The organism is Leptonema illini DSM 21528 (assembly GCF_000243335.1).
Taxonomy (GTDB): Bacteria; Spirochaetota; Leptospiria; order Leptospirales; family Leptonemataceae; genus Leptonema; species Leptonema illini.
In genome coordinates this window covers 2,532,984-2,543,468 of the sequence record NZ_JH597773.1, presented here as the reverse complement: position 1 = coordinate 2,543,468, position 10,485 = coordinate 2,532,984, and the positions used below count along the sequence as shown (strand labels likewise).

Annotated in this window: 11 protein-coding genes; 5 read left to right on the top strand and 6 right to left on the bottom strand. The window is 53.0% G+C overall.

Going from position 1 to position 10,485, the window contains the following annotated elements:
• Nucleotides 1-189: 189 nt before the first annotated feature.
• Entirely contained in the window at nucleotides 190-1,065 is an 876-nt protein-coding gene (locus LEPIL_RS11760) for a hypothetical protein (protein ID WP_143464672.1), read from the top strand.
• A gap of 33 nt (nucleotides 1,066-1,098) precedes the next feature.
• On the opposite strand, the gene LEPIL_RS23210 is transcribed toward LEPIL_RS11760, so the two are convergent.
• The gene (locus LEPIL_RS23210) at nucleotides 1,099-1,464 is read right to left on the bottom strand and encodes a TRL domain-containing protein (RefSeq protein ID WP_002772725.1); all 366 of its coding nucleotides are present in this window, start codon (nucleotides 1,462-1,464) and stop codon (nucleotides 1,099-1,101) included.
• Between the two features lie 108 nt (nucleotides 1,465-1,572).
• On the opposite strand from LEPIL_RS23210, the gene LEPIL_RS23205 reads away from it, so the two are divergent.
• The 4 genes from LEPIL_RS23205 (at nucleotide 1,573) to LEPIL_RS11735 (ending at nucleotide 6,154) form a co-directional block, all read left to right on the top strand.
• Nucleotides 1,573-2,679, top strand: coding sequence for a hypothetical protein (locus tag LEPIL_RS23205; RefSeq protein ID WP_002772724.1), 1,107 nt, complete (start codon nucleotides 1,573-1,575; stop codon nucleotides 2,677-2,679).
• 129 nt (nucleotides 2,680-2,808) lie between these two features.
• Complete coding sequence (locus LEPIL_RS11745) at nucleotides 2,809-3,285, top strand: DUF3015 family protein (RefSeq protein WP_002772723.1); 477 nt, start codon at nucleotides 2,809-2,811, stop codon at nucleotides 3,283-3,285.
• Between the two features lie 108 nt (nucleotides 3,286-3,393).
• Nucleotides 3,394-5,331 carry an Lnb N-terminal periplasmic domain-containing protein gene (locus tag LEPIL_RS11740; protein WP_040918714.1) on the top strand — a complete coding sequence of 646 codons (1,938 nt, stop codon included), beginning with the start codon at nucleotides 3,394-3,396 and terminating at the stop codon, nucleotides 5,329-5,331.
• Nucleotides 5,282-6,154, top strand: a complete 873-nt coding sequence (locus LEPIL_RS11735) for an alpha/beta hydrolase (RefSeq protein ID WP_002772721.1) — start codon at nucleotides 5,282-5,284, stop codon at nucleotides 6,152-6,154. Before LEPIL_RS11740 ends, LEPIL_RS11735 begins: the two co-directional genes overlap by 50 nt.
• A gap of 36 nt (nucleotides 6,155-6,190) precedes the next feature.
• Here LEPIL_RS11735 and LEPIL_RS11730 read toward each other — a convergent pair whose 3' ends face one another.
• From LEPIL_RS11730 to sufC, 5 genes are all read right to left on the bottom strand, one after another.
• Nucleotides 6,191-6,706 (bottom strand): hypothetical protein, encoded by a 516-nt coding sequence (locus LEPIL_RS11730; protein ID WP_002772720.1) that lies wholly within the window; start codon nucleotides 6,704-6,706, stop codon nucleotides 6,191-6,193.
• Nucleotides 6,703-7,131, bottom strand: coding sequence for a Fe-S cluster assembly sulfur transfer protein SufU (gene sufU / locus LEPIL_RS11725; protein ID WP_002772719.1), 429 nt, complete (start codon nucleotides 7,129-7,131; stop codon nucleotides 6,703-6,705). The genes LEPIL_RS11730 and sufU overlap by 4 nt, the downstream gene beginning before the upstream one ends.
• A 115-nt stretch (nucleotides 7,132-7,246) precedes the next feature.
• Nucleotides 7,247-8,491 (bottom strand): cysteine desulfurase, encoded by a 1,245-nt coding sequence (locus LEPIL_RS11720; protein WP_002772717.1) that lies wholly within the window; start codon nucleotides 8,489-8,491, stop codon nucleotides 7,247-7,249.
• A 25-nt stretch (nucleotides 8,492-8,516) separates the two neighbouring features.
• Entirely contained in the window at nucleotides 8,517-9,695 is a 1,179-nt protein-coding gene (locus tag LEPIL_RS11715) for a SufD family Fe-S cluster assembly protein (RefSeq protein ID WP_002772716.1), read from the bottom strand.
• 1 nt (nucleotide 9,696) lies between these two features.
• Complete coding sequence (gene sufC, locus LEPIL_RS11710; protein ID WP_002772715.1) at nucleotides 9,697-10,437, bottom strand: Fe-S cluster assembly ATPase SufC; 741 nt, start codon at nucleotides 10,435-10,437, stop codon at nucleotides 9,697-9,699.
• Nucleotides 10,438-10,485 lie beyond the last annotated feature (48 nt).

The following is a 10,485-nucleotide window of genomic DNA, read 5'->3' as shown; positions in this document are numbered from 1 at the left end:
ATTTTCCAGACTCAGGGTGCAGAAAAAAGGGAATTTGTGCCTGTTTTTCGGAGCCTGTCGATCAAATCTAATCCGCTCTGGTTTCTGCGGCCCCGCTTCGGCCTCAAGCGGTATCTGATCACAGCTCTCCCGTTTCTTGCTTGTTGCGGGCAATTGCTTGCAGAATCGAATCCGGTTGAAGAATTTCAGGTGTTTGCTGGTGCAGGCGGTGGCATCTATCAGAGCGGAGTTGAGGACCGTCTTTACGGCGATAGATTGGATGGATTGCTGATTCACGCTCCGACTGGTCTTCACGAAGACCACATTGCAAACGCCGCATCTTTCAAAGTGGCCATCCAGTATAGGAAAGGCCCGTGGCTTGTCACCCTTGATGGTCAGACAATGAGATCCGTTTCGCATCACAAAGGCCTCATAGGGCAGAGTCGGGTGATCAATGCCGTAAGTGAAGCCGTTCAGGCGCGTCACTCACGATGGAACAGCCAGCTTGTTGGCGGCTACAATCCGTTTTTCGATTCATCGCACTTGACGTCGGCCTCTCTCTTTTTGCTTATCGGATATGATCTTACGGGCGCTTATACACATCTTGATCGGGCGCGCATCAGCCAGGGGATAACTGGTTTGAGCAGCGACGATCGCATCGATGTCTTGCACACCGGGCGTCTTGTCGGGCTTGAGTATCGCTTTGAGGGCACTCGCATCGGACTGCAGGCACGGTATCTCTATCAGTACTCTCCGTATGGCAGATGGGAAAGTGAACGTAAAACGTTCTATGCGAATGGACAGATGGAGTTCTATTCTGAGCTCGGGCCTGTCCGCACTGACGGACATCGTATAGGGATTGGATTTGATTACGCCCTTTCCCGCGCATGGCTGCTACGGTTTCAATATATGGCAGGCACTACGAGTATCTATGGTCAGGGAGTGCGTGCCGCCTGGACGGGCACAAGCGTCTTTCATCTGGAGCGGTTCATGTTGAATCGCCTGCTTGCCGAGCGAACCAGCGTCTACAGGGAAGAATTTCAGATCTTCGAGATGGGAATTGTATGGAGAGTGGAGTTGAAATAACGGCCACTACCGGTGAAGATAGTGGCCTGGAAATTACTTACCGTTAACGATCAGACATTTCTGAAGATAGATCGAACCCAGGACCTGAGTGTTGCTGTAATCAACAGAGGTAACTTCTGTGATCTTTCCGTCAGCTGCAGCAGCTTTCAGGCTCATGTCGCCAGTTTGGATCAGACCGAGAACAGCTGAAGCGCAGGCCTCGCCTGTTTTCGTGCCGACAACCTTTCCGTCTTTTTCAGCAGCACAGCCACCTTCACCGCCAGCGTAGCAGTTAAGGTTTGCCTTTGTTCCGCTGTAGATAGCAGCAGAGCCAAGCGGCGGATCGATCGGGCCAGTTGCGCAACTGGCAAGTGCGATGGCTGCGGCTCCAGCCATCATTGCAAATCGGATTTTCATCATAGATGGAAACTCCTTGTAAAATTTGATTATAATAATGTGAATCTCATGCAATACTTGTAAAGCGAAATTCTGTTTACCGGAAAATATGATTTGCAGAAATAATCCTGCATGCTTTCTCAAAAGTTCATTTTTTTTCTTTCTTTTTTCCTTTCTGTCGCTGCGTGTTATTCTGATCAGGCTGCGGTAGTAACACCACCGCGGTCCGTAACCTGCCTCGACGAAGAGTACGAAATCCCTAATCTCTGCGAAGATGAAAAGGAATACCTTGACTGGGCCCGTGGGTATCGACCTGAATTGAAATTTAGCGACCTGACAGGTGAGGATTACAAAGGCATTGTTCAGACCACGAAGGATGTGGATAAGGCGGCCGCCCTTTTTTATCAACGATTGATTGCCGATCCTCGTAATCGCTCGTTCTTGAATCAAATTAAAGCTATTGAAAGAAGGGACTCTGAGAAGCGGTCTCAGTCCGGGGCAGGGTTGCTTCTGGCCGTCGCACCGGGAATGTTCTACAAGGACAACAAAGGCGAGGTGGATGCCACAGGCGCGAGCCTGCGCAGCATTGCACGTGAACTGGGAATGGCCGAAGCGATCATTCCTACGGAGCAAACGGGTACTGTGCAGCAAAACGGTCATATCATATGTGAATACGTCGAAAATATACAAAAAAGCAAAAAGGTGAGCGGTTTGATTATCGCCTCGGCCAGCAAAGGAAGCTCCGATATGAAGATGGCGATCCGCGAATGCGGTCGTCAGCCATGGTTTCGCGTCGTTCGCGGTTGGATTAATATGGGAGGCATCCTGAACGGCAGTCGGCTTGTCGATTACATTTTGAACAACCCCTCCGCTTACTGGCGAGCGCGTTACTATTTCTGGCGCAAAGGCTATGACTGGGATGGATTGCGTTCCATGCGTCATGGCGAAGATGCCCCGCTTTCCGGGCCTGTCGATATTCCATCAGGCATGACCGTGATTAATATAGTTGGCGTTCCTCTCTTTCGACATGTGACGACGCGCGCGCGCCCTTTTTATCTGGCGATGGTTCCCCAGGGGCCAAGTGACGGTATTATCCTGCTTTCCGAGGCGTATATTCCGGGCACGATTACCTATGCCTCTTTTCGTAATGACCATTATTTTCAATGGCCCGTGCCGGAATCACGCATCAGGGCTTTTCTCATATACCTGATAAATCAGGCTCGCCTGGTGTCGCGGTAGGCCCCTGTGATGGTCAGATATCAAAAAGCAGATACATAAAAAAATTCCGAAAAATGATTTGACGGGTTGTCGGGAACACTTGAAGCTCAATTCGCTCCAAGGAGCACTTGAAATTCTGGAGGACGATTGATGAAAAAACATCTATTTGTAGCTTCTGCTCTGGTAGCAGGTGCAGCTATGTTTGTAACACCTGCGAAAGAAACGACTGCCGCTTCTTACGGTATGGCCGGTTGTGGACTCGGTTCCATGCTTGGCGTCTGGAAGAACGACATCACTCAGATCTTCGCAGCTACGACAAACGGAACAGGTATGCAGACAATCGGCATCACACTTGGAACGTCGAACTGTACTCCCGGCGGCGCTGCCTACCGTGAGAAGCAGCAGGAGATCTTCGTAACCGTTAACTTCGAAAGCCTCGAAAAAGAGATGGCTTCCGGAAAAGGCGAGAAGATCGACGCTTTCTCCAACCTGCTCGGTTGCAAGTCCAGCACAGAGCTTGGCCGTATTTCTCGCGAGAACTACAGCCGCTTCTTCGGCCCTGAAGCCACCCCGGCTTCTCTTCTGAAAGAAGTAAAAGCAAAAGTCGGCGAGTCCTGCACGCTTTAATGTGCAGAACGGGAAGTCGGCCGCGTCAGGCGGCCGGCTTTTTTCTTCTTTATGTTCAGAGCCTTCATCGTTATCACTGTACTCTTTTGCATTTTTCCGGTTTCGCTCATGGCTGCGGATCCGGCTGAAATAAAGCGACTGGCCATAGATAAAAAACTCCACGAAGACCCTTACTGGCATGTTCTTCTGCACTATCGTAAGACATGGAGCGGATTTGAAAGCGAGGTTGACGGAGAACTGTTTTTCCTATCGGCGCGAGGGAAAACCGATCCTGCCGAAGAATTGAGCGCCACCGTCGACGGTTTCTTCCTTCCTCTTACGTCGATTCGCAGAGAGGATATCGAATCTCATCCTCGATGCGCCTTTCCGGCTCGTTATCGGTTTATTCGCGACAGTCTTGGCCTGACTGACGGCGATTTTCCCTCTCTTCCGTGCCGCAATTTCGACGTCTATCGCGCCGATTTCAACGCGCGATCGGTCTCTTATATGTTCGCCTCTTATTATATGGCGGCGCCCGCTTCCATATACGGGCATACGTTTATGAAATTCAACACGGATCGCGCAGACCGTGAAGAGCTGCTCGATTATGCCGTCAATTTTGCGGCGAACCCTGGCGATCTGGATTTCTTTCGGTACGCTCTTTACGGCCTTCTCGGCGGATACCAGGGAAACTATTCGCTGCTTCCTTATCACATGAAGGTGCGCGAATACAACGATATGGAAGATCGAGATCTCTGGGAGTATGAGCTGAATTTAACCGACAGGCAGATTTATCTATTGCAGTTGCATCTGTGGGAGCTGGCCGGCCGCTCGTCCTTTCGCTATTACTTCGCCACTGAAAACTGTTCTTATCAGTTGTTAACGCTGCTGGAAGCTGCCGCCCCCGAGGCCGAGCTCAGTTCGGAGTACGGGGGCTGGGTGATTCCGTCCGAGACGGTTAAACTTCTCGTGAATCGAGGCCTTGTTCGAGAAGTGAGATACCGACCGTCAGCTCGCAGTGCTCTGCGTCAGCGCATGAAGCAGCTCACCGAGTCGGAGCGTGATTATGTGATGGCAATCATCGAGAGTCGGCTTGAACCGCTGCTGCCGCCGACGGAAAAGAACACATATCTCTATGACACCGTACTTGCAGCCCTGCTTTATAAAAAAGATCAGGGGGATTGGACGGACGAGGACCGTCAGTATTACCGCAAGCTTCTTCTGCAAAGAACGCAGATGCCTTCTTTCGAGGATAACAGAAAGTATGAGCCGGAATCGACTCGTGTGGATCAGGGCCATGCGCCGGTTTTGCTGCGGCTGGGCATCGGGCAGGACAGAGACGGACTTGCGTCGCGTTTTGTATTTCGTCCGATCTATCAGGATTTTCTCGCAGCCGATACGGGCTATATGCCTTTTTCAGAGATCGAAGTCTTCTCTTTGAGGGTTCGAGCGTCGCAGGAGGCGAAGCCGCGTATTGAATCGGCGCGCCTGATGTATCTGTATTCGCTTTCGCCTGCCGATGGCATCTCGCTTGCTCCCTCATATATGGTCGATGTGGGGATGCGCACCGTTCGAGCGCGTACCGTTAAGAGATCGCCGGCATTGACTTCGGATGCTGCGCTTTTCATGCAGAGCGAGACGATAAAAGAGGCGGTCGAGCGCGACAGACATCCGGAGCTAACGCTTGCCCATGAGCTCCTGCTTGGCATTCGCGAAGAGACGGTATACCGACCGGTTGCCTATGCTGACGTCCTGTACGGTCTGTCGACGGGGAACGTTTACAGCCGCTCGCGCTTTCGCTATGCGACGGGACTGCTCGGAGGCGCGACGGTTGAGAGCGGAAAGGCCAGTTATATCATTCCGCGAGCCTCGGCCGTCTTTGTCGGTGGCACACAGACGATGCGCAGCCATCTGCAGGGAAACTGTTACGCCGGTAACGTTCGCAACGGCTGCGAGATTCAGATGGGGTTTGGCTTTACTCCCATGAAAAACCATGAGCTGCGATTGGAAGGAATCTATGGTAAAGAAACTCGCGAATATTTCGTTTCTTACTCTCATTATTTTTAGTCTGTTCGCTGGCTGTAATACGACGTTCTTCTATCATCCGACGAGACTGGAGTATTTCAATCCCGATCGTATGGGATTTCCATCCCGTGATATCTGGATTAAATCAAAGGACGGAACGTCCCTGCATGGCTTTCATATCGGCGCGACGGGCCTATCAGCGTCAAAGAATACGCTCGTGCTGTTCTTTCACGGGAATGCCGAGAACATCAGCAGCCACTTCATTTCCGTTGCCTGGATGGCGGATCGCGGCTACGACCTGATGATGTTTGATTATCGCGGATTTGGCAGATCAGATGGAGAGATTGCTCACAGCGACGTTCAGGACGATGTTCTGGCGATGCTTCGAGCCGGCGATGATTTCGCACGCCGGAAGGGAATGAAGTTCGTCGTCTACGGCCAGAGTCTCGGAGGCATCCTTGCCGCAAACGGATTGATTCGTTGGAAGTCTGACCCGTCATACGGGCAGCCCGATCTGCTCGTACTGGATAGCACGTTCAGCTCTTATTCTTCGATCGGCGCATCTAAGATGAGAGGCTGCCTTCTGCCCGCATTCTTTTTACCGTATCTGATTCTATCAGACAGGCATGCCGTTAGCGGAAGGTTAGGCTTGCTGGCGCCGCTTCCTTTGCTTGTTATTCATGGGGATGCTGACGATACCGTGCCCGTATCATTCGGTAGAGAGCTCTTTGACGAAGCGGCCGAACCGAAACGCTTGATTATTGCGAAAGGCGCATCTCACGCTTCCTGGGCCGGCCTGGGTCGTTCGCCGATCGTATCCGATTTTCTGTCGGCTATGGGCGAGATGTTGCAGAGATCTCATTGATTGTTTGACTGTCCAGCGTTAAAGAACTCTCAGCACTTACTGATCTTCGGATTGTGTATGAGCGTACATTCGACCGGCTTCGGTAATCAAGAATCCTGCGGCCTGTTCGCGGTCCAGTTCGATGATGCGTATATCGGCGCGAGAGAACGGCTCCCGGTTAAATATTTCAATGGAGCGAATCGATGTCTGCCCGCTTCTTATATGTAAGATGTGCCTGTGGCCTTCCTGCTCTTTCAGATGGATCAGATAGAAGCCCGGAGTGAGCTTCAGATAAATATACTCACCCGTATGCAGGGAAACGCTTTTCGCCAGCGTTTCGCCTCCCTGGCTGAAGTGGCCCGGATAACGATAGATATCAACGTCAAATGAGTATATTGCGAGAATGGGAGAATTCGGTCTGAGAATGTATAGCCCCGTTTCGTCTGTCTTCGCAAATCGCTGGAATTCCTTTCCAGAGCTGCATGCGGTAAAGAGAAGGCCGATCAGCAGCCAGACGCTTCCGGATCGCAGAGCCAGATGCCATGCTTTTAAAAAGCCGCCGCGCGTTTTCATCGCTGCTCTATCGCCTGCTCCAGCGTGTTCCAGGAGAGTGTGGCGCATTTGACGCGCACCGGATAACGCACCACGCCCTTCAGGGCTTCAAGATCTTCGAGATCGTCCGAAAACTGCGGATCTTTCTCTTCGAGAATCATACCCTTGAAGCGACCGATCAGGTCTCTTGCCTCTTCGAGCGTCTTTCCTTCGACGACGGTGGCGAGCATCTCGGCCGAGGCCGTTGAAATCGAACAGCCCTGACCCGTAAAGCCCACCGTTTTGATGATGCCGTCTTCGATCTGCAGATGCAGCGTCACTTCGTCGCCGCAGCTTCGGTTCACGCCTTCTTCGTGAATCGTACAGCCGGCCGGCTCGCCGAAATGCTTTGGATTCTGCGAGTATTCGATGATGATATCTTTATACAGATCTTCGCTGAGAGACATGAAAACCTCGACCCCTGAAATACAGGTTAAACAAAACCGCGCACTCCGCCGCGTAAAGCTTCTTTCTCTTCTGTTGTGGCGATACGCTTCTCACGTGAACCGTCGCCTGTTCACTTCAAACGCCTGCCGGAGTCGCGACTTTAAAGATAGAGGCCACCTTTTTCAGGCCGAGTACGAGAGCATCGACGTCTTCGGGGCCGTTATAGAGATAGAAGCTCGCCCGTGCCGTGCCGGGAAGCCCTTCTCTTTTCATGAACGGTTCGCAGCAATGATGCCCGGCGCGGATGGCGATGCCCTCTTCGTCGAGTATAGAGCCGATATCATGCGGATGCACGCCGTCGATGAGAAAGCTGACCACGCCTCCGCGCTCCTGCATATGCTCCGTGCCAAAAAGTCGGATTCCGGGCACCTTCTTCATCTCTTCAAGCGCATACGAGGTAAGGGCCATCTCATGCTCGTGGATGTTTTCGAGGCCCACCTGCTTTAGATATTCGAGGGCGACGGCAAAGGCGACGACTCCGGCGATGTTCGGCGTGCCGGCCTCGAACTTATTGGGAAGCGGCGCCGGCTTGAAATCATCTTTTGATACGGTGAGGATCATATCGCCGCCGCCGAGAAAAGGCTCCATCTCTTCAAGAAGCTTCTTGCGCCCGTAAAGCACGCCGACTCCAGTCGGCCCGAGCATCTTATGCGCCGAAAGAGAATAGAAGTCGCAGTCGATGGCCTGTACATCTACGGGCAGATGGCAGGCGCCCTGAGCGCCGTCGACGGCGAAGATGGCGTTTACGGATCGCGCCGCTTCGCCCAACCTTTTCAGATCATGAATGGTGCCCACCGCATTCGACATATGGGCGACCGAAACGATGCGCGTTCGGTCCGAAAGTACCTCATGCAGTCGTGAATAATCATACCGGTAATCGTCGGTTAACGGGATGTGGCGCAGCACGGCGCCGGTCTTTTTCGCAGCCATCATCCAGGGAACGAGGTTCGAATGGTGCTCGAGCTCCGAAACGACGATCTCGTCGCCTTCGCGCAGATTGTTCATGGCATACGAATAGGCGATGAGGTTGATGCTTTCGGTCGTGTTCCGCGTGAAGATGATCGATTCAGGTTCGGGCGCTCCGATGAACTTCGCCATCTTGCGCCGCGTGCCCTCGTAAAGATCCGTGGCCTCGTAGCTCAGGCGGTAGGCGCCGCGATGGATGTTCGCGTTGCGGCATCGGTAATAGTCGGCGAAGGCTTCGATGACGCGCTGCGGCTTCTGGCTGCTTGCCGCCGAATCGAGAAAGACAAGCGGCTTTCCGTTCATCAGCTCTTTCAGAATGGGAAAGTCGTCGCGAATCTTTTTATAATCGAGCATGTAGAACTCCTTTCTCGCTCTCGGTTCAGAAGCTTCGAAGTCGAAAGTCTTCTTTTTCGTCGTCAGTGAGCGGCATCTGACCGAGCACCTCTTCAAAAAATCCCTGGATCATCAGACGGCGGGCCTCCTCTTCGGGAAGGCCGCGGCTCTGTAAGAAAAAGAGGGCGTCTTCGTCCAGATCGCCGACGGTGGCGCCATGTTCACAGGCGACGTCTTCGGCACGGATCACAAGCCAGGGCCTTGATTCGGCGCGAGCCCTTTTCGATAGAATCAGGTTGTGATTGAGCTGGTGGCTGTTTACTTTTCGTACGCCGGCCGGAATCTCAAGATTCCCGAGGAATACCGTATGCGAATGATCGGTCATTACGGTTTTGTAGAGCAGCGAGCTTACGCTATGATCGGCAAGATGCTGAACCCCCATCTCCAGATGAAAGACCTGTCCTTCGCGGCCCGAGTAGAGGGCCTTTCCGTGAAACTCCGCTCCGGTGCCGAGCATCGAAGCCTGATAGAACGTCTTACCGACGCTGCCCCCACTCTGTAAGAGTCCTGCCTCGACGTAAGCGTCCCGCTCAACAAGAAAACGAACATGATGAAAGTGCGCGCTCTCACCGTCATGCCGTACCTGTGTATAACGTAGACGCGCACCTTCTTCGACGACGATGATCGTATTCCCGCTTCGCAGCGCTGACGTATCTTCGGGAAACTCTTCGACAACGGTAGCTTCTACGCCGCCGGGCACGCGAATGACCGTGCATGGCAGGAAGAGTGAATCCGACGGAAGATGGCGAATCGTTAAGCGATCGCCCTGTTCTGCGACAAGAACGACAGGATTCGAGAAGGCGAGGTTGATCAGGGTGAAGACGTTTCTTCGAAGAAAGGCCGCCGGCTCGTTTCTCGCCTCTTCTGGTTGCATCAACCTCTCTTCGAGCTCTGAGTAGGTGGCCAGGGCGTCAAGCAGTCGCTCTTTTTCTTCGGCCGGCGGTACCGTATGCGGTCCTTCCAGCCGATAGTTCACGGTCGGCGATTGGTAAGAGGCCAGCAGATTGGATAGAGCATCCCACGGAACGGACGAAAGATCGACCTTGCGCCACGACTCATCTTCAGAGGAGGGCAGAATGGACTGCCACTCCCCCGGAAATGACAGCAGCAGCTGCCGGGCGCGCTGTCGTGCTACTTCATAGGAGACGGTTAACTGCGTCGTCATATCAGGCTTCCTGAAGCAGCCGTTCGTAGCCGCTTTCTTCAAGCTGTTTCGCCAGCTCTTTGCCGCCGCTCATACGAATGGTGCCGCCGACGAAGATATGAATGCGATCGATGGTCAGATAGCTGAGCAGCCTCTGATAGTGCGTGATGAGCAGCATCGAACGCTCGGAGGAGCGCATCGCTTCGATATTCTGCGCGATAATACGGAGGGCGTCGACGTCAAGGCCCGAGTCGATCTCATCGAGAATAGCAAGAGCGGGCTGGATCAGGCTCATCTGGAGGATCTCGTTTCTTTTCTTCTCGCCGCCCGAGAAGCCGTCGTTCACGTAGCGCTGCATGAAATCCGTTTTCATGTCGAGTTTTGTTAGCGCCTCGTTCACCTCTTTGCGAAACTCGCGAACGGGAACGTCCTGTCCGCGAATGTTTTTCAAAACGTTCTTTAAGAAGTTCAGGCCGGTAACGCCGGGGATGGACGTCGGATACTGCAGTGATAGAAACATGCCAAGTCGCGCACGTTCATCGGGCGTCTTATCGACGATCGATTCCCCTTTAAAGAGGATATCGCCTTTTGTAACCGTGTATTTCGGATGCCCGAGCAGCACATAGGAGAGCGTGCTTTTGCCCGATCCGTTCGGCCCCATCACGGCATGTGACTGCCCGGCCGGAATGACCAGGTCGACGCCGTTCAGAATGGGTTTGCCGTCGATTTCGGCGTGCAGATTTTTTATTTCGAGAAGATTCATTGTTCGTTCCTTATCTTAATGGCATCTCAGTGGCGTCGCTCTCGCATA

Coding starts and splice junctions, on each gene's coding strand:
- LEPIL_RS23210 (WP_002772725.1), bottom strand. CDS start 1,464: ATGATGAAAATCCGATTTGCAATGATGGCTGGAGCCGCAGCCATCGCA.
- LEPIL_RS23205 (WP_002772724.1), top strand. CDS start 1,573: ATGCTTTCTCAAAAGTTCATTTTTTTTCTTTCTTTTTTCCTTTCTGTC.
- LEPIL_RS11745 (WP_002772723.1), top strand. CDS start 2,809: ATGAAAAAACATCTATTTGTAGCTTCTGCTCTGGTAGCAGGTGCAGCT.
- LEPIL_RS11740 (WP_040918714.1), top strand. CDS start 3,394: ATGGCTGCGGATCCGGCTGAAATAAAGCGACTGGCCATAGATAAAAAA.
- LEPIL_RS11735 (WP_002772721.1), top strand. CDS start 5,282: ATGGTAAAGAAACTCGCGAATATTTCGTTTCTTACTCTCATTATTTTT.
- LEPIL_RS11730 (WP_002772720.1), bottom strand. CDS start 6,706: ATGAAAACGCGCGGCGGCTTTTTAAAAGCATGGCATCTGGCTCTGCGA.
- sufU (WP_002772719.1), bottom strand. CDS start 7,131: ATGTCTCTCAGCGAAGATCTGTATAAAGATATCATCATCGAATACTCG.
- LEPIL_RS11720 (WP_002772717.1), bottom strand. CDS start 8,491: ATGCTCGATTATAAAAAGATTCGCGACGACTTTCCCATTCTGAAAGAG.
- LEPIL_RS11715 (WP_002772716.1), bottom strand. CDS start 9,695: ATGACGACGCAGTTAACCGTCTCCTATGAAGTAGCACGACAGCGCGCC.
- sufC (WP_002772715.1), bottom strand. CDS start 10,437: ATGAATCTTCTCGAAATAAAAAATCTGCACGCCGAAATCGACGGCAAA.